The sequence below is a fragment of the Legionella hackeliae genome (assembly GCF_000953655.1).
GTDB classification, from domain to species: Bacteria; Pseudomonadota; Gammaproteobacteria; order Legionellales; family Legionellaceae; genus Tatlockia; species Tatlockia hackeliae.
This window is the reverse complement of the sequence record NZ_LN681225.1, coordinates 1,225,265-1,245,808: the sequence shown is the minus strand read 5'-3', so window position 1 is coordinate 1,245,808 and position 20,544 is coordinate 1,225,265. Positions and strand designations below refer to the sequence as shown.

Below are 20,544 nucleotides of genomic sequence, written 5' to 3'. Positions count from 1 at the left end.
TTAACATAAAGCGCTTTTTTTGAAAATCAAAGGTTCTATTATGTTGCGAACTCTAAACAAAGTTAGTGGTTTTGCTGTTGGTGCTGTGTTATATCCACTTAAATCCTTATTAGTAAATTTATTCAATGCCGCTGCCACAATTTTAATAGCCTCCTTGATTTTCATAATTGCCCCCATTTATGCGGCCGTAAAAACTTATGAGAATGACTCAGATAAAAAATTAAGTTCCGCATTGTTCTGGGGCATTGTAACAGCCTTTCTCGCAGCATTTGCTCTCACTCTGATTACCAGCTTGGTACTTGTTGTCATAAGCGTGGCCACTATCCATGACCTTTTTCAAAGCATCCGCTTAGGCGCAGAAGAAGGTTATAAGAAAGGATTGTTCTACCACATTTTAAATCGTGCCTTGAATAATTCGCTAATGTTTAGCATTTTTTTAAAAACAGTTTACCGACATCTGTTCGAAATTAACGGATTGGATGATGACCAATTAGCAGAGCTTTGTGAAGGCGTTGACATTGACGTTGACTATAGGATAACTGATCCAAGTCATTTATTGAGTTCAAAAGAGATCAATGACGCAAAAGAAATTGTCGAGCTTGGTCAAACTGTCGCGGCCTATGAAGATTTAATTAAAACTTTAATGCAGTGTGATAAGGCCATTCTAAAACGAGGCGAAGAGCAACCTGAAAGAATAAACGCAGCTGTAGAAAATTTGAATAAATTTCTTATTTTCGTTTATCAAAACCACAATGATTTGCATTCCACACTTACCGGGCACATTGATGTCTTCAGATCATATTTTACCGATCCGGATAAGAAACCAAGTACCCCGGAACAAACAAACGAAGAAGTAGACGGAGCGGCTCTAACCCGATTGGAGAAAAATTTAGACGAATTATCCGATTTACTTGCCAGTCGCGCATGTAGTCAAAACTTTGCAAGAGTATTGGAATTGTTTTTGCAAATTACCGAAAATGACTTCCACTCACTGGCTCAAAGGGTGAGAAGCGATTTTCTTGACTACGAACTTGTTCAAGATAATCTTCTTCAGACTCAAGTTGTAAATCCTAGCTTAATGGTAAAACTCTACCAATATCAGGAAAAGTGGCGGCCAATTCCTAACGAAACCCGAATAATTGATTTCGCACAACATGAGTCTTTATTAAAAAAGAATGCCATTCACCCAAGAACTCGTGAGCACCTTCTTAAAACCGTGGATTATGTAGTGGATGGGATTTCCTACCCGACAATTTATCGTATATTCCCTTATAAAGATCTTAATAGCAGTCACGAACTTAAGTCACATATCGTCACGATTCGCAAAAAGCTTGCTTCGCTTGCTCCGGTCCAGGTTGACGAACCTATTCCAAAAGAAAAAGCACCTCAAAATCCCCCAAGCATTTTGGACACTCTGGCAAATCGATTTTTTGGTAATTGTTTCTCCAGAGCACCAACACCGCAATCTGAACTGGAACGAACAGATACCTCTACGTTTGGCCCACCGATGTAACCTTCTAATTGCATGACGTACTTCTCGCTAATTCGTCGAATCGTACGTCAGGTTTTTAATTTAGATCAGCAATCAGAATTAAATGGATTAAAAATTACATTTAACGACGGTTTTAATTCACATCTGCTGCTGCATCTAATATCATATGCGCTTTATGATTGTGACGATTTTACCATGAGCTTATCCCCCTTAAACGCTATTTCACCGATTGATGGACGTTATTTAAAAAAAACAAAGGTCCTAAGTCCTTATTTTAGTGAGTTTGCACTCACCTATTATCGATTAATGGTTGAAATCCGTTGGCTTGAAGCCTTGGCAGCGAATAAGGATATTACGGAAGTACCTCAATTGGATAACGCCGCCAGGGTTTATTTAGCAGAAATTTTGGTTAACTTTAACGAAGCTGAGGCAGAGAAAGTTAAAGACTATGAAAAAAAGACTAATCACGACGTTAAAGCGGTTGAATACTATTTGCAGGAAAAATTAGAACAATTTGATAGTCTGAGAAAATATACACCCTTCATTCATTTCGCCTGTACGTCAGAAGATATCAATAATTTGGCTTATGCCTTAATGGTGAAAGAAGCCATCGCTCAAGTTATTCAACCGACTTTGGCTGAAATTATGGGGGGTATTACTCTCCTTGGTAAACAGCATGCCGACATTGCAATGCTATCAAGAACTCATGGACAACCTGCAACACCGACAACAGTAGGAAAAGAGCTAGTCAATTTTGTTGCACGATTGAAACGGCCCCAGCAACAATTAGCAGAAGTTCTCATACCCGCCAAATTCAATGGTGCCGTTGGAAATTATAATGCTCATGTTATTGCCTACCCGGATATTGACTGGCGCAAACATTGCGCAAATTTTGTAAGCTCCTTGGGATTATCATTCAGCGCTTATACGACACAAATAGAACCCCATGATGGTCTTGCTGAAGTCTCTCACATCATGACTCGTATTAATAATATTTTGCTCGATTACACGCGAGATATTTGGACTTATATTTCACTCAATTATTTTAAACAAAAAACAGTTGCTGAAGAAGTTGGTTCCTCTACCATGCCCCACAAAGTAAATCCTATCGACTTTGAAAACGCAGAAGGTAATCTTGGGTTAGCCAATGCGCTCTTTAATCATTTTGCCAATAAGCTTACTCAGTCACGTATGCAACGAGATTTATCTGACTCTACTGTGCTAAGAAATATCGGGGTTGCTTTTGCTTACACGCTCATTGCTTTTCAGGCAATTGCAAAAGGTAACGATAAACTTCAAATCAATAAAGCAGCATTAAAATCAGACTTAGACTCGAATTGGGAAGTTTTGGCAGAACCTATACAAACTGTCATGCGTCGCTATAATTTACCTAATGCTTATGAGCAATTAAAAAAATTAACGCGTGGGCAGGGAATTGATGAAGCAAGTTTAAAAAATTTCATCAAATCACTTGCCATTCCTGAAGACGTTAAAAAGCAATTACTAGAACTAACGCCAGAAAAATACACAGGTTTGGCTGCACAATTGGTTAAAGCATTTTCATGACCCAACTATCTCAACAAGGACACACCTGTGAATTTGATGTTTTAGTATTAGGCACCGGTCTTGCCGGTCTAAACTATTGCCTGCAATTACTAAAATTGCAGCCCCATGTAAAAATTGCACTGATCAGTAAAGCAGAAAGCACTGAATGTAATAGCCGTTATGCTCAAGGAGGAATTGCTGCTGCAGTGTCTAAAGAGGATTCGTTAGAGTCCCACATTGCTGATACGCTGCTTGCCGGTGATGGGTTATGTTATCAACCCGCAGTTGAGTTTATCATTCGCCAGGCGCCTCAAGCCATAGAAGAGTTAATTAGTTATCAGGTTAATTTTACCAGGCAAGCTAATGGTGATTTTGCACTAGCTCAAGAAGGTGGGCATTCACATCGGCGTATTTTTAACACGGGCGATCAAACAGGGCTAACCGTGACCCAAGCTTTGTTAGAAACGGCAAAACGACAGCCACAGATTACTTTTTTTGAGAATCATGTAGCAGTTAATTTAATTACCCAATACCACCCTCACCGTACTGATATCCAGGGAGAGGTGCTGGGTGCCTATATTCTGGATTGCGAAAAAAACTGCATTCATACTTTCGTGGCGCAGTGCGTCATTCTGGCTACCGGTGGTGCAGGGAAAACTTATCGATACACGACCAACCCCATCATCGCCACCGGCGATGGGGTTGCCATGGCCTATCGTGCTGGTGCACGTGTTGGTAACATGGAGTTTTATCAATTCCACCCAACTTTATTACACCACCACTCGCTCAATAATTTTTTAATTTCTGAAGCCGTACGAGGTGAAGGTGCCCTATTAAAAAGCCCAGATACCAACGAACGTTTCATGCACCGTTATGCACCTGAGGCAATGGAGCTTGCAACTCGCGATGTCGTAGCCCGTTCTATTTTTAGTGAAATAGAGCACGGACAACATGGGTTTGTTTATCTCGATATTACACATCAGCCCAAAACCTTTCTTAAAAAACGCTTCCCGCAAATTTATCAAACCTTGCTGGGCATTGGCATTGATATGAGCCAAGATATGATTCCAGTAGTCCCTGCAGCCCATTATCAGTGCGGTGGAGTATTAACCGATGTTGATGGTCGCACCGATCTTAAGCGTTTATATGCCATTGGTGAGGTTGCTTTTACAGGATTGCATGGCGCAAACCGCTTAGCCAGTAATTCCTTATTAGAAGCGTTGGTGATGGCCAGCAATGCAGCAAGATGCACTTTAAAAGACATTACATCGCCAGCCAAAGTAGTCGATAATATTCCTAGTTGGAGTTCACCTGGTGAAGTCAATCCAAGACGTGCCAGCCAAATTAATGCCCATTGGCGTGGCCTTCGCGGTGAAATGACGTCTTATGCGGGGATTGTACGTACCGAAGCAGGATTACAAGATCTACTACAATTAATTATGAAACGAAAAAAAATCATTGAAGAATACTATTGGAAGCATTGTATTACTCGTGATTTTATTGAATTACGTAATATTGTATTGAATGCGGAATTGATTGTTCGGGCAGCACTCTCAAGAAGAGAATCGCGCGGCGGACATTACCGAGAGGATTTTCCTCAAAAAAATGTCAAAGCCGAAGAGAGTATTGCCAGACTAACCTCACCGCAAAACCCTTTTACTTGATTTGAGGTTTTTGGATGTTTGAAAGCCACTCTGTTTATCAGCCAGAAAAAACGTTAATGCGTGTTACCAATGACATGACCATTTGCCAAAGTGATTATCCATTGGATTGGTATCAAGAAGAATTCATTCCTTACGCCGAAGAATACCTTGCCCTACCCGATCGCAAATTAACAACAGTCTTGTCCTGGATGACTCCTTACGTAAAAAAAGCTCAAAACCATTTTGGTGATAAGCTGCTTTTGCTTGCTCATTATTATATGGGAGGTGATATTGTACGCTTGGTGGAACAATTTGGTGGACAAATTGGCGACTCCTATCAATTAGCCCTCATGGCTGCCAATCATCCGGAAAAATCCGTCATCATCGAATCTGCTGTTCATTTTATGGCGGAATCTATCGCCATTCTTGCAAATCACCATCAACAAGTGTTTATCACGAACCCTAAATCAGGATGCACCATGGAAATGCTGGCAAAAGATTTCATGGTAGAGCCTGCTTTTTTAGATCTGAATGAACGATATGGTGCTGAAAATATTTTACCAGTTTGTTACATGAACACCTCTGGTCGCGTCAAAGCGATGACCGGCGCTCAGGGGGGTGCCGTATGCACAAGCTCGAACGTTAAAAAAATTTTTGAATGGGCACGTCAGCAAAATAAAAAAATATTATTTATTCCTGATCGTCATATGGGTGAAAATATTGCTTACTGGCTGGGTATCAACAAGCTAGCTTATTGGCCCGGGGGCACTGCGGGTGCTCAATATTCTTTACTCGCCCAAGACCAAAAGACCTTGGAGCAATTTGATAACGCTGAATTGATTTTATTTTCTAGCGAATGTGCAGTTCATACCCATTATCAACCTTACATGTGTGAGTATTGGCATAATCACGGCTACACTACTGTGGTCCATCCTGAATGTCGTAATGAGGTGATTCGCATCGCCCAGCATTCTGGATCGACTGCCTTCATTTGGGATTACGTGGTTAATGACCGAGCTCGTACTAAAAAATATGCCATTGGTACTGAAAATCATATGGTTGAAAATGTAAAACAACATTGTAAAACTCTTGGCATTGACGTAGTCAATCTGGCTGAGGCCCCTAAAAAGAAACATGAAAAAGGGATGGGCTGTGGTTGTGCCACTATGTCGCGTAATGATCCTCCTCATCTGGTTGCCTTGCTTGATCTTCTACGCCAGGGAAAAACAATGAGTTACAACGAAGTGAAAGCTGGAGACTTGGTGAATGAATTCACCGGCTCACGCCAGCGTCTACTAGAAAAAGATCAGCAGTGGATTATTGATAACGCAAAAAAGGCATTAGAAATGATGATTAATATTACTGAGAATCGTTTGTAATTGCCATTTAAGGATTTTAGACAGGAGTGCTTTGCGATGAACACCAAATATCATTCAATTTATGAAGTTCCAGTTGAAAAAATGGATGGCAGTCAAATTGATTTAAAACCCTACCAGAATCAAGTGATGCTTATTGTGAATGTAGCTAGTCGTTGCGGTTTTACGCCTCAATATGCAGAATTGGAAGCACTCCAGCATGATTATAAAGAGAAAGGATTTAGCGTTCTTGGATTTCCTTGTAATCAATTTTTTCATCAAGAGCCAGGAAATCATGATGAGATTAAAGCATTTGCTGAAAGCTGTTACCGCGTCACTTTTCCTTTGTTCGCCAAAATCGATGTAAAAGGTTCCAATCAGGCACCTTTATATGAATATCTTGTAAAAAATGTTAAAAAACGCCCCCTTAAATTTGTTCCCTGGAATTTTACAAAATTCTTGGTGGATACTCAGGGAAATGTGCTGAAGCAATATTTGCCTATGGCATCGTTTAAAAAAATCCGACAAGAAATTGAGAGTTTGTTGCCTCATTCATAGAGGGCTTATAGGAACTACCCTAAATCAATTGTAACACCACCTACAAAGCTAAAATTAAATTGATTGGGGTTGTTGGTTAGCTGATTAAATAATCCCAAATCTATCGCGATTTTCGAGGTAATCATATAAAGCAACCCATAATCGATCATGAGAGCGTTCCCCTCACCGGGTCCTGTTTTTGATAAATCATACATTTCCACATATAGATTAAGCTTTTCAATGGGACTATAACCTAACAGAATGTCGGGGATATAAACCGTATACCGCTCTCCTCCTTCAGCTGCCGGGGTAGTAAAGGAATCTATTTCGAACGTTCCGGTTAAGCTCCATTGATCATTGAGGTTGTAAGTCAGGATAGGACTTAGTGCTGTTCCGATACCTCCACTGCCAAATGACGAATTTCCCCCAGGAACCACAAAGGTCGCCGCACCTGTAATAATCCAATTTTGACTGGAAGCAAAAGGATGTTTGAAATCGAATATTAACGAGTTATACCCCGAAAAGGGCTCCACATCTGTTTCTGCATAGTTGGGAGACCAAACACCAAATTCTGTATTTCCTGGCAGACCCACACGAAACTCACCTTGAGGAAGATTATATAACCAGCCTGATGGTTTGTAAGTTTGATATTGATAACCACCTTCTAAAAAGGCTGATTTATAAGGAATAATACAAGGACTATTAACAAATCCGCCACGATCAGTTAAGGCAAGTACTGCTGGACCTGCAGTGCAGGGATTGCTATCACTTTGAGCAAAAGCCGTGATTTGACAAACATAATTCACAATCAAGGCATAAAGTAAAAGTCGTCCTTGTCTTAATAACATCCTTCTCTCACGACAGCTTTCTTTTGAATTTTTCTACATTAGCATAATTTGCTTAATCTTCTAAGAATCAAATGACTTTCAGCAAAACTATCTTTCCTCTATTGCTACACTAAAGATGCAATCAGTTAATGATTGAGTACATACAAAACCACCTAATGTTTCAATCCAATTATAATCAACACGGGCTGGAATCTTCACTCGCACTGGCCACCAAATTGAATAAAGCCCTACGGAATTCTTATACGTACAAACTACTCCGCGCCCCAATCCGGCAACCATGATATTTGCCCGAGAAAATCGAGTTCCTGATTCGCCTTGCACGTGGTTAGATGAATAGGGATTTTCAATCCAGGGCTTTGGGATAACACCCCACTTCAATGAACTGTTATCAGGATCTGGACAGATGAAATTCTGAGCATAGCTATCCAACGCAAGTAAAGAGAATATTAGGGTTACAGCGATAACTGATTTTTTTATAGTCACGTCTTCTCTCCATGAACAGGAAACAGTTTCCTGCTATTCAAATAATAAACCTGTATTGCAAAGGTTTCGATAGTTCCAGCTGATTATGCATGCAGGAGATGGAAATAAAAGAAATAATTTATATTTTTCCCATTGTAACAAACTATTTCTTTGTTATAATGGCCGCCTGTGCCGGGGTGGCGGAATTGGTAGACGCGCCGGATTCAAAATCCGGTGGTGGTGACACCGTGTGGGTTCGAGTCCCACCCTCGGTACCATTAATAGTGCATAAAAGATATATGCACTTGCACATAAAAGATTTTTCTTTCAAGCAACAACTCAATTTTAAAATTACCCCAACGTCCTTATCGATTCATCCGAATTTGGTCGCGTTGATGATTGCTCGGTAGATGTAGATTTTGTAAAAAATAAATTTTCATAAAAGTGCAGGCTGCCATGGATGATTTGATTATTAAATTATGGAATGCTTATCATCCTATTGATATCAGTGATATTTATTTATAGATCTGATCTGATGATTCCTGCGCAAATGCGCAGGATAAACCATCCTCTAATGAACTACACGAATCGCTTCTCTCTCAGAGAAATTAACTTCATCGATAAGTTTCGTTTGCTCTTTAATCATAAATAGAAAGGGAACAAATCCTAACGCAAGAAGAAAAGACAATTGATAGAGTCCTATCCAACCAAGCCACATCTGTAACATCGCAGCCAGTGGGCCCGAGAAAATTCGCGGTAAGGTAGAAACAGCAACCAGCAGAGAAAATTGTGTTCCCGTAAATGACTTGTTAACCAATCGCATAAATAAAGCAACCAAGGCAGTCGATCCCAAACCTGCTGCAAAATTATCGCAGACGACTGCAGTAGCAAATAATGCTAGATTTTTTCCGACAATAGCTAATAAAATAAATAAAATATTCGTTGCCGCCTGGATCAAACCAAAAACAAGCAGTGCACTAAAGAGTGAACAACGCATTAGAACAATACCTGCAACCAAACCACCTACAAGTATGGAGCTAATACCTATCATTTTATTCACATAGCCTATTGTATCAAGCGAGAAACCCACTCCTTGAATTAAAAAAGGCATCACGATACCACTTGTGGTCGCTGTAAATGCTTCACCTAACTTGTAAAACAAAATAAAACATAACAGGGGAATTATGCCGCGACGCGTTAATAGCTCTTTAATTGGAGCAATAAAAGAATCCACAAAATTGGTATATTGACTGGCTTCTTTTGGCGGCTCTGAACTCCACAATGTGGCAAAAATACCAATCAACATTAAACATCCCATCAGCCTGTAGGTAAACGCCCAACCAAGATGTTTAGCAATCACCAGTGCAAGACCGCCTGCAATCAAAAGTGCCAGGCGATATCCAAAAACAGCCATCGAAGCACCCAAACCATGTTCATTGGTTGATAAATATTCTACTCGTTGCGCATCGATTGCTACATCTTGTGTTGCAGAGAAGCAAGCCATCAAAAATGCCAAAACCGCCATCACCTCAGGGGAGGTTTGTGGTGAAAACCAGGCCATCGCATTAAAGCCAATTAATAAACCAAACTGCATAACAAAAATCCAGCCTCGTCTTCTGCCCATAGGTAACAATGAATAGCGATCTAACAAAGGTCCCCAGGCAATACGATAAGCATAGGGTAAGCTGATGAGGCTCAACATGCCTGTTGCCAATACCGACATCCCTACATCAGCATACCAAGCCTGCAAGGTTCCAGTAATCAAAGCTAACGGAAGTCCTGAAGAAAATCCTAATAAAAAAATGATTAATAACCGTTTATTCATAGAGAATACTCAATATAAATTCTATCGATTAAATTCTTAATGTTACTCATTGAATCAGGCGCAATTTACTAAAAATATTGGCAACCTCATAGAGTTAATACCGACATATGAATGGAATTGGCTGGAACAAGCAAGATTAAGAATTCAATAAAATTGCTCCTGGCTAGGACCAGGAGCGTTGCTTTTTAAGCGTCAGATTTTTTTACAGAGATTAAATGAATTTTGAAAATTAAAGTCTCATTTGGACCAATTGGGCCACCAACACTGCGAGGACCATAGGCTAAATCAGCAGGAACATAAACTTCCCAAGTTGAGCCAGCAGGCATCAATTGTAGTGCTTCAGTCCAGCCAGGGATAACTTGTGATACTTTGAACGTAGCTGGCTTGCCAGTTCGGTCAGTACTATCAAAAACCTGACCATCAATTAATGTACCAGTGTATTCAACGGTAACAGTATCATCTTTAGAAGGTTTAGCGCCGTCACCCTTTTGCAAAATTTTGTATTGCAAACCACTTGGTAAACTCACTACGCCATCTTTAGCTTTATTTTGATTTAAAAAGGCATCGCCCTTAGCTTTGTTTTCTTCAGCTTTTTTATTGAAATCTGCATTACGCTTAGCCATTAAATCTTTTTGGAATTTATTCAATACATCTTTCATTTGCTGTTCAGTTAACAGCAATTGACCGCCACTCATGCCATCTTGCAAACCTTTAGCCATAGCAGCAGGGCTAATATCGATACCTTGCTTTTTAAAATTCTTACCTAAATCAGCACCAATACTATAAGACAGTTTATCCATGTCGCTATTTAATGATGTTGCAGGTGTAGCAGAAGTTGCAGGCGCAGTTGTAGCAGTAGCTGATGCATCAGCGGCAATGATTGCCGTTGACATTGTCAAACCTATGACAGCTGCAGCGACCAGTCTCATCTTCATAAACAATTCCCCTTTTGTCTTTGGTCCAGAATAGAACATGCAAAAATGCCCAACCATTCTGCCTAAAAATAATTAAAATTACTAGGGTAAAATCCTAAAGCCCCACATTTTTCGACTAATCTTATACTATAAACCCACATTTTTATTGTTTGTGTGCAATTTTCCTTCTAAAATTGACGTTATTTAAACCACTGAGTCCCTTGAATGAGTATTAGCGTATTTGATTTGTTTTCCATAGGTATTGGCCCATCGAGCTCGCATACAGTCGGCCCTATGCTTGCTGCTAACGCTTTTTTGGATCTACTTATCAAAGAGAAAAAATTTGATCAAACCGAGCGTGTCAAGATTGAGCTTTACGGTTCACTTGCATTGACAGGAAAAGGCCACGGTACCGATAAGGCTATCCTTAACGGTTTAGAGGGCAAGGCCCCCGAGACTGTAAATCCTGAGAGTATGGTCCCTCGTATGCAGGAAATTCTTAGCTTAAAAACACTGTCTCTGGCAGGTGAGAAAAATATTCCGTTCACAGAAACGACTGATTTTTTATTTTTACAAAAAGAATTATTACCAAAACACAGCAATGGCATGCGTTTTACAGCCTACGATGCTGCTGGAAATACACTTCTTGCTCAAGTTTATTATTCTATAGGTGGTGGTTTTATTACCACTGAAGAAGCATTTGATCACGCATCTGGTGAAAATAGCCCTCCCCCTTTCCCCTTTAAAACTGCGAAACAGCTCTTAACACGTTGCTATGACAACAAAATGACAATCGCAGAACTTATGATGGCCAATGAATTAACCTGGCGAACCCATGAAGAAATTCATGCCGGTATTCTTGCGATTGCTAAAGTAATGGATGAATGCATTGAAAACGGCTGCAAACATCCAGGCAATCTACCTGGCGGTTTAAATCTTAAGCGAAGAGCGCCTGATTTATACCGAAAATTGGTTGAGCACAAAGGCGTACCCAGTGTCTTTGAGCAATCCGATATCATGAACAAGCTTAATTTGTTCGCTATGGCAGTCAATGAAGAAAATGCCGCAGGAGGCCGAATTGTCACCGCCCCCACAAATGGTGCCGCAGGTATTATCCCCGCCGTATTACGCTATTGCCAAGAGGCGCATGATCGTTGGAGCAAAGAAGATATTTATACTTATTTTTTAACTGCAGCAGCCATCGGTATCCTTTATAAAGAAGGGGCTTCTATTTCCGGTGCCGAAGTAGGATGTCAGGGCGAAGTAGGTGTTGCCTCCTCTATGGCAGCAGCCGGCCTTACCGCAGTATTAGGCGGAACCATTGAGCAAATTGAGAATGCAGCTGAAATTGCAATGGAGCATCATCTTGGCATGACTTGCGACCCAGTCATGGGTTTAGTGCAAATTCCTTGCATTGAACGCAATGCGATGGGTGCAGTAAAAGCAGTCAATGCTTCTCGCATGGCGTTAATTGGTGATGGCCAGCATCAAATCTCATTAGACAAAGTGATTCGTACGATGAGAGAAACTGGTAAAGACATGCAAAGTATTTATAAAGAAACCTCCATGGGTGGATTGGCTGTTAATCATCCAGAATGTTAATGCTTCTTTAGAATTTGATTGGGTCGAATAATCTGAAGAACATCGCGTTTAATGGATTGTTTATCCATATTATTCTTTATTCCTATGTCCGGAATATTCTTTACTCTACCTCGGACTACTGTAACCCCTACCTCGGGACTACTGTAACCCCTACCTCGGGACTACTGTAACCCCTACCTCGGACTAACTATCCTACGTACCGCGGCTTGTCCGCGGGATCTAAGTGGTTGAATAAACTACATCCCGCGGACAAACGGCAGGATGTAGGCAGCAGATTCCCTTTCGTAGAGAGCAAGTGCATTATCAATTGTTAATACCCACTTAAGGTTACAAGTGTATGCTTGTTTATATTTATTGCACGCTAGTAATTAAACATGCCCATTATTACCGATAAAGAAGCAGCAATTCGTATACAACGCCATGTTAGAGGCCATTTAGCAAGAAAAAAATATGGAATTAAACAAGCTCCAAAGTCTAGCTTAACGGAATATAAAGCATTTCTGGTAGGAAACGAGCCAATAATAAATTTACCTGAAACGTATAAAGCAAACAAAGAGAAGATCGCCCTAGTCGGAACCTCGGTCCTAAGATCCCTATATTTAATCTGTCAGCTAGGAAATCGCGTAGAGACCCCTAAGCTTATCATTATTGATAATAGTGAAAAAGTATTGGCATTCTGGCGAAAACTTCGAGATTTAATAGAAAAATCAATATTCATCGATGAGACCGCGAATAACGTGATTATGGAGACTAAAGAGGCTAAATTTCTAAAGGTTTTTTCCGAATTTTTGGCCCAAAATACTGAGTTGTATCATGTTATTCCAGACAATGCTTATAATGAGTATCAACCCCTGTTTCAGTATGAAAAGCAAGATCCCAATAATTTTATGAAAAGACTTGTTGAGCAACACGGTTTGTCGTATGTTTTATCCACCATTAAACATATGTCAATTATTGGTCAAAGCTGGGCTGACCCACATCTGCTAAAAGTCATAAAAAATATATTAGATCTCCATGGCATAAAAAAAGTCTATGCCTACCCCTCTAACATAGAACATTGTATCAATGACGAATTTATTGAACAGCTGAGAGAAAACATTGAAGTTTTAAAGCCAGAATTGTCTGTCGAGACCGATCGATGCCCATCACATGGCATTCCAGAAACTGTTTTCCTGAAATCAGGGACAGAACTACAAAAGGAAAAAGAAAAACGCATACAGAATAAAGCAATTCATTCAATTTTAGATGAATTTAAGACGAAAATTGAAACTATAGGTAAACACCATCCGCAAGCAAAACAAAAAGCGTTAAATTTGCACAGGCAATTAACTCAAAACTTGGAGAAGGTTGTTACACAACCCAGGGCTTCACAAGATTTCACGAGTTATATTCAACAAGCACAAACTCTAATTACTGCTGCAATTCCAACACTCGAAAGAGATTTAAGTTGGAGCGATTACTTACTTAATTTGATTAAGCGTATTGCTAGTGCGGTGGCTTATGGCTGTACCCTTGGATACGCACAAAGATTTTTTCCCATGAAAACTGCAGAAGCAGCTACAGCAGCTAGCCAATTAGGTATAGACTTAGAAAAGACCTCTGCTGGCCCGCTGTTTTCTATATAAACTCACATCGTTGCGAGCTCAATGTAGCAATCCAGGATATCCATGCATGGATTGCTTCGCGTTGCTCGCAATGCCCAATAAACTATGCTTCCTGTAATGGCATCGATTTAATAAAGCAATAATAGAAAACGAGCAAACCAACAACCAGCAACCACATTCCTCCTAGAATATCTACAAAAGCCTTTAAAGGATTTGCATCCATATACCCCATCAATATCACCGCTATTGCTGCACTCGACATGTTAATAAAACTCATCATTGCCGAACCATTTGCTTTATCTTTAATTGCCGTCGATGCAAGCAAAGCGCCTCCTGTAAACAAGAGACCGCCAAAGAGATAAAAACTCATTGTGCTAAAAAAGAACCAACTTGCCGATACAGAATGAATTAACACCATTGCTACAAGACTTAAGATCCCCATCAAACTACCCAATAATCCCAGAGTAATCACTTGTGTGGCTGAAAAGCGATTGATTAAAATCTTTGCCCATAATCCACCCAGGAGCATGCCAAGCATGTTAAGAATATTCCAATACCCATAATCCACTATTCTAAGGTGTAAAATGTCATTGGCTATTTGTGGACCAGCCGCTGAGAAACAATACCCCATGGTTGAACACAAACCTACAACCAAAGAAAAGATGATTAATTTTCCTGACGATAAAGACTGGTGATAATTATTAATAATCTCTCGCCAATAAATTGGCTGAGCGTTTATTAAGGTCTCACTGAACAAGCAAGTTCCCCCTAGCATTACAATACCATGAATAAGTAATACGATAAGACAAAGGGACCACTGCCAATACTCAGCGAGAACACCACCAAGAGCAACGGCAAACCCGATACCCACTGTAAACGACAAAATGCTGTAAGCCATGGCTGTTGCTCGTTGCGATTCATGCAACCATTCATTAATTAACATATAAGTACAAGCAAGCCCACTAGCTGCACCTAGCGCACTGATAAAACGTCCCAGGATTAATAAGAAAAAACTGGACTGCCCCAATCCTAACAGGCAGAGCAACAACCCTACAAGATTAATGCTCAACCCGATGCGTAAAGCTCCTACTCGCCCCCATCGGTTAGCAAGTGGACCATAAATAAGCTGACCAACCACATAGCCAAGCAAGAAAACAGACACTAACCACTCGACCTGACCATTCGCCAAACCAAATTGTAATTGGATTTGAGGCAATCCTGGAGTAATAATTGCGGCTGAAAAAGAAGCGATGGAAATATAACTTAAGAGCCATGCGATACGAAATTTTGAAATCACAATAATGACCTGTTAGTGGAAATATCGGTAATTTTAAATTTTGAACTTTAGTTAATAAAGAGGGTTTTCAGTTAACTATAATTAATTAAAAGTTAATAATAGTTGAAACGCGGTCTTTGAGTCCGCCTTATAAAAATGATCACTTATCGCGTAACCTACGACGCAAGCCAATTCCTGATTAATGTATAGCAAGGGTATGCTTTCACGAAGCCATGGAGGAATTTGCCAATCTTGAAATAACTTTTTGAGTTGTTTGGTTTGACCATGCCAATGCAATGTCTCCCCACCTTGGCGAAACTTTACTTCAATTGTGCTATTGGGAGGTATAACAAGCCCTCTAGTCGTCAAATGTGCCGATAAAATCCCCCTACCCGAACCTAAATCGAGAGGCTCAGGAAAAGAATTCCACCGAACTGATAAGTGAGAACTTTGCGTTTTGAGTATTAAATATAATCTGTCTTGATAGCGTCTGACACAAATATTATCTCCCCAGGAAACTTGGGAATTCGCATCTCGTCTAGCATGAATCACTTCAGAAATTAATCGATTAAAGGTTGCCGTAGACGGCAATTTAATCTGATTACCTTTCAACCAAACTCGTAATACATTGGTTAGTCTAGCTCGAGTTAACGGTAGAAGTTTGGCAAGAGGGAGTTGAGGCGAAATAACTGCAAGTTCAGGACAATCAATTTTTGCCAAATCTTCTAAATTCTCTTGCGCTTGTTGGCAATGTTTGCTTGTACGCGCCAGGTTATTAATAATTTTAGGCCAACGTGAGGCAAGCAAAGGGATTACCAGATGTCGTAAAAAATTCCGAGAAAATGCAGTGTTTTCATTGCTCTCGTCATCAATCCATTGCAAGTGATTGTCATTCGCATAAGTTTCAAGCGTGCTACGTGGGGAATGCAACAAGGGTCGAAGTAATACTCCCTCGGCAAATTTCTTTAAAGAAGACATCCCTGACAAGCCATCAATGCCTGTTCCTCGTAATAAGTGCAATAGTAAAGTCTCAGCTTGATCATTTAGATGATGAGCAAGAATCAGACAGTCATTTTTTTCAATCAAACTGGCAAACACCTTATATCTAGCACGCCTTGCAGCATCTTCAACATTGGAATCACGTTTGAAATGAACTTGTTTTACGATTAGGGGTATTTTTAGACTATCGCAAAATTGCTGGCATTGCTTTTGCCAGTTTTGCGCATTAGGACTAATCCCATGATTGATATGCACCGCTGTAAGCTTAGGCTGAAGTTGTGGGTAACTTGACAGGGCATGAAGAAGCACAGTGGAGTCTAGTCCTCCACTGTAACCTACGAATAAACGATGATATCCTTGGAGAGATTGTAAAATTTCGCTATCAAATAATCCATTAATCACAAGCACCCATCGCCATGAATTTTTCATACCGTTGCTGTAAAAGCTCGGTCATTGAAAACGTTTTTAAAGTTCGTAATTCATCCGTTAATACATCTTTTAAGCGCTGACACATTTCATTGACATTGCGATGAGCACCGCCTAGAGGTTCAGGAATGACTTCATCCACTAAACCAGATTCAATGATTCTATCAGCCGTAATACCCATAGCACGAGCCGCCTCACTTGCTTTCGCCGCATCTTTCCAGAGAATGGAAGCACAACCCTCGGGAGAAATCACTGAGTATATTCCATACTGGAGCATCAAGACCCGATCCCCTACACCGATAGCTAGAGCACCTCCTGAACCGGCCTCCCCTGTCACTGTACAAACCACTATGGTTTTTAATTTTGCCATTTCGAGCAAATTTCTTGCGATGGCCTCAGACTGATTACGTTCTTCTGCACCAATACCAGGATAAGCACCTGCTGTATCAATAAAAGTAAATATCGGTAATTTGAATTTTTCAGCAAGTTTCATTAACCGCAATGCTTTACGGTATTCTTCAGGACGAGCCATACCAAAGTTTCGGTAAACCTTTTCTTTTGTTCTCTTACCCTTTTGGTGTCCCAAGACCATTACCGGCTCACCATTTAATCGTGCTAAACCACCAATGATGGCCGGAGCAGACGAGTAATGCCTATCACCATGTAACTCTTGAAAATCGGTAAAAATATTCTCTATGTAATCTGTAGTCTGAGGACGCAATGGATGACGTGCCATTTGGGCAACTTGCCAGGGCTCCAGATTAGAGAAAATATTTGCTGTCAATTCCTGACATTTTGTCTCAAGACGGGCAATCTCTTCACTTAGGTTAACTTCATTATCATTGCCAACCATACGCAATGCTTGAATTTTTTGATTTAGCTCTTCAATAGGTTGTTCGAAATCCAAAAATTGTCGACTCATCAGTTACTCATTTGGCGAATTTATTTTCATGCGCTATGATACCCGTAACTGCTTTTTGACGCCACCGTTCCTATACATTATATAGGGCAAAAATCGCTATTTTGATTAGGTAATGCAGAATTGAGTCACTCTTGTGAGCAATTTTCGCGTCATTCTTAAGGAGAATCCTCGTTCTATGCCCTTATTTCAATCCATGACTACTGCTGAGTGTCAATTGAAAAGCGATCGAGTGGATATCTGGGAATTTTCATTGAGCCATTTACCGAATTGGGCAATGTCATGCCTTGAGGAAGAAGAACGTGAACGGGCACAACGTTTTCATTTTCCCCGTCATCAGCGTCGTTTCGCAGTGTCTAGAGCTATGCTTCGCGCCATTCTTGGTCTTTATTTTAAAAAAAATCCCGCTGAGCTACTTTTTACCTATGGTTCGCATGGCAAGCCAAAGGTTAACAATACCATTCATCTACAATTCAATTTGACGCATTCGGAAGACTTGGCCCTTCTGGCAATAGGACAGCAATTCCCTTTAGGGATTGATATCGAATTTTTTTCAACTCGACCTTATCTTGGTTTAGCTAACACTGTTTTCTCATCTCAGGAAATAGCCCAATTATCAGCCTTGCCACCCTGGCTTATACCTCTTGGCTTTTTTCATACCTGGTCACAAAAAGAAGCGTTAATTAAAGCCTGTGGATTAGGACTTTCCTATCCGACTAAAGAATTTGATGTCCCTGTTATTTCCCCTATGAAGACCCATGTTCTTGATACAAAACATCAAAAAAATTGGCAAATAATTTCGTTTATGCCCAGAATTGCTTGCAGTGCTGCATTATGTTGCGAAATTAATGTACGACATATTCGTTATATTTCTGTTGACCCCCTCAATTTTCATCCTTTTTAAATATCAATAATTCTATTTTCTTACATATTATGGTACAATAAGAACATTTTTAAGACACAAAGAGTGTTTGCTATCTAGAGTTGTAGAAACTATGCCTCGAATTAATTACTCCTTACTTGTCAAGCTACCTGAAGAAAAAAGAGATTTTTTAGGATTTCGTCCGGATATTCTCCTTTTTCAAGATGATGAGAGTGAATATCAAGCCACTATCCATAAATTAACTGCAGCAAAATATTTGTATACAGATGGCTTTGATATCCGACCAGCTAGCCTTTTAAGGTATGTGTTTGAATCGTTTAAAGGTTGGCTTGGATTGGATAACAACTGTGAGCCACGAAAAGTGCAAATGGGTTTACGTAAATATGCTTTCTATGGTTATCTGCAAGGATATTCCCAGACACACTCCAATTCATTACAAAGGCATGGGGTGCCAGCAATATTTTTTCATCTTCTTCATTCTCCACGAGGTGATGATACAACCAAAGCACTGCAAGACAACCTAACTCGCTTTTATGTCAGTGATGTGCAGCATCTAGTCGCTAAAGAGGGAGAGCCGTCAATTTCTTTTGAGAATCATAGTTTCGGAAAAACTTGGGCTAGTTTGGAACTTTGGTCTGAAATTCCAAAACTCGATCCGCAAGATGATTCTTTGATTACCACTACTGTTGAACACTTAGAGAATTCCAGAACTTCTTATACATTTTTAAAAAATAGTAAATATGCTTTTTCTGTTGCTCAAATTTATATGAATGAGGTTAGAGCTCACCAAAATACAAATCGATTTAAAAAATATTTAAAATCGTTTCTGAATTTCTCCACAGATGCTCAAGCTTTAATAGAAAAAGCGATATTCTATGCACCCGACATTTGCCTACAGAATAAAAATATTTTTATTAATTTTTATTTGGAAAAAAAGAACTTTGATGCTGCCTTTCATTTAATTGAACAACTTCAGGATCTCAAAGAGGCAATAACTTTACTCAATAATCACTTTGAGAAATCCAAACTTTTACAGTATGTAAAAAAAGACTCGCCTTTAGGAATTGCCCTTTCAAAACAGTTTATAACGGAAAACACCACAAAACTTGAGGACATTCGATTTGCAGCGCAATTTAATTCAAACCTTGGAGCAGATTTCCCAGCACAAGGTTTGCGACTATTAGTTGCCGACCAACAGTATGACGCAGCCTATACGCTCTATAGCAATGCACAAAAAGGGAGTGAATTTTATTCTGACGATCTTGAAAAACTTGCTGATTACTTCACAGAAAGAAGTAGCGTGACGGAAAGCACAGCTCTCCAATTTGCAACGCAAAAAAACTGGAAAGCTGTTATGGAGCTAATGCCTGAAGGAATTCAGTTCACAGAAAAGGCAATTTCACTGGATGACAATGGCAGACGAACTCAAAGACTTAATATTCAACGCCTTTTATACGCCAGAGCCCTCATTGAAAATGATAATACGAGAAGCATTAGTGACTGTAATATCAAACAAGTCAACCAAGCAGTTGAGTTACTTAAACAATGTTCATTTAGCGCCAACAGAGATAAAGAAAATTATAAATTAGCGTTAGCTAAAGGCTTAATGCGCCAGGTGGATTACAAAATTAAAGCCATATTACCTACCGAATATGAAGCCAAACATCAATTTATAGCGTTCACAAAGGCTCATTATGCAGAAATTCAGGAGATAGTCACCTTATTAAGGGAAATTATAGAATTGCTTAAGAATACTGATAATCAACAATTAAAATTCTATTTAGGAAAGGCCAATTTTATCTTGGCAGACATAACACTATTTTTTAGCTTAAGCGATGAAAACATGAATCATTTCTATATAGCTGCAATGAAAGCTGTTCCCACCAATCCTATTTATACCTTGATCTGCAGTGAACTGACTGAGGATAAGGACAAAAAAGAGGATTTACAGGCAGAGGGCGTCGGACTATTAAAAGATTTGGGATATAGTACTCTTGATTATTATCGTTGGTCTGAACATCGATGGCATAAGGATAAAATTTCTGAGGCCACGCAGCTCGTTGATCCCCATAATTTTGATAATCCTGAGAAGTCTGGAAAGACCCGTGCGCGATTTTCAATAATCTAGCCAATAATTCCAATCTTTTTTTCATAATACAATGCAGGATTTCTAAATTTTGTTTATGATTTAATTGAGGAAATCACTTAATAAGG

16 protein-coding genes and 1 tRNA gene are annotated in these 20,544 nt (G+C 39.7%); 10 read left to right on the top strand and 7 right to left on the bottom strand.

Annotated elements, in window-relative coordinates; genetic code table 11:
* The first annotated feature begins 40 nt into the window (after positions 1 to 40).
* From LHA_RS05680 to LHA_RS05660, 5 genes are all read left to right on the top strand, one after another.
* Positions 41 to 1,513, top strand: coding sequence for a hypothetical protein (locus LHA_RS05680; RefSeq protein WP_045105684.1), 1,473 nt, complete (start codon positions 41 to 43; stop codon positions 1,511 to 1,513).
* A 174-nt stretch (positions 1,514 to 1,687) separates the two neighbouring features.
* Positions 1,688 to 3,058, top strand: a complete 1,371-nt coding sequence (gene purB, locus LHA_RS05675; protein WP_045107413.1) for an adenylosuccinate lyase — start codon at positions 1,688 to 1,690, stop codon at positions 3,056 to 3,058.
* On the top strand, positions 3,055 to 4,701 hold the full coding sequence (nadB, locus tag LHA_RS05670) for an L-aspartate oxidase (protein WP_045105683.1): 1,647 nt from the start codon (positions 3,055 to 3,057) through the stop codon (positions 4,699 to 4,701). The genes purB and nadB overlap by 4 nt, the downstream gene beginning before the upstream one ends.
* Before the next feature lie 14 nt (positions 4,702 to 4,715).
* Positions 4,716 to 6,059, top strand: a complete 1,344-nt coding sequence (gene nadA, locus LHA_RS05665; protein WP_045105682.1) for a quinolinate synthase NadA — start codon at positions 4,716 to 4,718, stop codon at positions 6,057 to 6,059.
* A gap of 36 nt (positions 6,060 to 6,095) precedes the next feature.
* On the top strand, positions 6,096 to 6,593 hold the full coding sequence (locus LHA_RS05660; protein WP_045105681.1) for a glutathione peroxidase: 498 nt from the start codon (positions 6,096 to 6,098) through the stop codon (positions 6,591 to 6,593).
* Positions 6,594 to 6,607: 14 nt separating this feature from the next.
* On the opposite strand, the gene LHA_RS05655 is transcribed toward LHA_RS05660, so the two are convergent.
* Both LHA_RS05655 and LHA_RS05650 read right to left on the bottom strand, forming a co-directional pair.
* Positions 6,608 to 7,420 (bottom strand): transporter, encoded by an 813-nt coding sequence (locus tag LHA_RS05655; protein WP_045105680.1) that lies wholly within the window; start codon positions 7,418 to 7,420, stop codon positions 6,608 to 6,610.
* Between the two features lie 87 nt (positions 7,421 to 7,507).
* Entirely contained in the window at positions 7,508 to 7,882 is a 375-nt protein-coding gene (locus LHA_RS05650) for a DUF3757 domain-containing protein (RefSeq protein ID WP_045107412.1), read from the bottom strand.
* A gap of 191 nt (positions 7,883 to 8,073) precedes the next feature.
* Between LHA_RS05650 and LHA_RS05645 the strand changes: the two genes are divergently transcribed.
* A tRNA-Leu gene (locus tag LHA_RS05645) sits at positions 8,074 to 8,160 on the top strand.
* A gap of 293 nt (positions 8,161 to 8,453) precedes the next feature.
* On the opposite strand, the gene LHA_RS05640 is transcribed toward LHA_RS05645, so the two are convergent.
* Positions 8,454 to 9,707 (bottom strand): AmpG family muropeptide MFS transporter, encoded by a 1,254-nt coding sequence (locus tag LHA_RS05640; RefSeq protein ID WP_045105679.1) that lies wholly within the window; start codon positions 9,705 to 9,707, stop codon positions 8,454 to 8,456.
* Between the two features lie 185 nt (positions 9,708 to 9,892).
* Positions 9,893 to 10,642, bottom strand: a complete 750-nt coding sequence (locus LHA_RS05635; RefSeq protein WP_045105678.1) for an FKBP-type peptidyl-prolyl cis-trans isomerase N-terminal domain-containing protein — start codon at positions 10,640 to 10,642, stop codon at positions 9,893 to 9,895.
* Between the two features lie 204 nt (positions 10,643 to 10,846).
* On the opposite strand from LHA_RS05635, the gene LHA_RS05630 reads away from it, so the two are divergent.
* Positions 10,847 to 12,223, top strand: coding sequence for an L-serine ammonia-lyase (locus LHA_RS05630; RefSeq protein WP_045105677.1), 1,377 nt, complete (start codon positions 10,847 to 10,849; stop codon positions 12,221 to 12,223).
* Between the two features lie 374 nt (positions 12,224 to 12,597).
* Positions 12,598 to 13,848: an IQ calmodulin-binding motif-containing protein gene (locus LHA_RS05625; protein ID WP_045105676.1), complete on the top strand. Its 1,251-nt coding sequence runs from the start codon at positions 12,598 to 12,600 to the stop codon at positions 13,846 to 13,848.
* 82 nt (positions 13,849 to 13,930) lie between these two features.
* Here LHA_RS05625 and LHA_RS05620 read toward each other — a convergent pair whose 3' ends face one another.
* The 3 genes from LHA_RS05620 to LHA_RS05610 form a co-directional block, all read right to left on the bottom strand.
* Positions 13,931 to 15,124 carry an MFS transporter gene (locus LHA_RS05620; protein WP_082060294.1) on the bottom strand — a complete coding sequence of 398 codons (1,194 nt, stop codon included), beginning with the start codon at positions 15,122 to 15,124 and terminating at the stop codon, positions 13,931 to 13,933.
* A gap of 81 nt (positions 15,125 to 15,205) precedes the next feature.
* Positions 15,206 to 16,504 (bottom strand): tRNA lysidine(34) synthetase TilS, encoded by a 1,299-nt coding sequence (tilS, locus tag LHA_RS05615; protein WP_370447939.1) that lies wholly within the window; start codon positions 16,502 to 16,504, stop codon positions 15,206 to 15,208.
* Positions 16,497 to 17,450: an acetyl-CoA carboxylase carboxyltransferase subunit alpha gene (locus LHA_RS05610; RefSeq protein ID WP_045105673.1), complete on the bottom strand. Its 954-nt coding sequence runs from the start codon at positions 17,448 to 17,450 to the stop codon at positions 16,497 to 16,499. The genes tilS and LHA_RS05610 overlap by 8 nt, the downstream gene beginning before the upstream one ends.
* Before the next feature lie 133 nt (positions 17,451 to 17,583).
* Here LHA_RS05610 and LHA_RS05605 point away from each other — a divergent pair, with 133 nt between their 5' ends.
* Positions 17,584 to 18,351 carry a 4'-phosphopantetheinyl transferase family protein gene (locus LHA_RS05605; RefSeq protein WP_231861983.1) on the top strand — a complete coding sequence of 256 codons (768 nt, stop codon included), beginning with the start codon at positions 17,584 to 17,586 and terminating at the stop codon, positions 18,349 to 18,351.
* Positions 18,352 to 18,442: 91 nt separating this feature from the next.
* On the top strand, positions 18,443 to 20,458 hold the full coding sequence (locus tag LHA_RS05600; RefSeq protein ID WP_045105671.1) for a hypothetical protein: 2,016 nt from the start codon (positions 18,443 to 18,445) through the stop codon (positions 20,456 to 20,458).
* Positions 20,459 to 20,544: the final 86 nt, after the last annotated feature.

Bases quoted from the DNA above. Each gene is read 5' to 3' on its own strand.
- LHA_RS05680 (WP_045105684.1), top strand. From the start codon at position 41: ATGTTGCGAACTCTAAACAAAGTTAGTGGTTTTGCTGTTGGTGCTGTG.
- purB (WP_045107413.1), top strand. From the start codon at position 1,688: ATGAGCTTATCCCCCTTAAACGCTATTTCACCGATTGATGGACGTTAT.
- nadB (WP_045105683.1), top strand. From the start codon at position 3,055: ATGACCCAACTATCTCAACAAGGACACACCTGTGAATTTGATGTTTTA.
- nadA (WP_045105682.1), top strand. From the start codon at position 4,716: ATGTTTGAAAGCCACTCTGTTTATCAGCCAGAAAAAACGTTAATGCGT.
- LHA_RS05660 (WP_045105681.1), top strand. From the start codon at position 6,096: ATGAACACCAAATATCATTCAATTTATGAAGTTCCAGTTGAAAAAATG.
- LHA_RS05655 (WP_045105680.1), bottom strand. From the start codon at position 7,420: ATGTTATTAAGACAAGGACGACTTTTACTTTATGCCTTGATTGTGAAT.
- LHA_RS05640 (WP_045105679.1), bottom strand. From the start codon at position 9,707: ATGAATAAACGGTTATTAATCATTTTTTTATTAGGATTTTCTTCAGGA.
- LHA_RS05635 (WP_045105678.1), bottom strand. From the start codon at position 10,642: ATGAAGATGAGACTGGTCGCTGCAGCTGTCATAGGTTTGACAATGTCA.
- LHA_RS05630 (WP_045105677.1), top strand. From the start codon at position 10,847: ATGAGTATTAGCGTATTTGATTTGTTTTCCATAGGTATTGGCCCATCG.
- LHA_RS05625 (WP_045105676.1), top strand. From the start codon at position 12,598: ATGCCCATTATTACCGATAAAGAAGCAGCAATTCGTATACAACGCCAT.
- LHA_RS05610 (WP_045105673.1), bottom strand. From the start codon at position 17,450: ATGAGTCGACAATTTTTGGATTTCGAACAACCTATTGAAGAGCTAAAT.
- LHA_RS05600 (WP_045105671.1), top strand. From the start codon at position 18,443: ATGCCTCGAATTAATTACTCCTTACTTGTCAAGCTACCTGAAGAAAAA.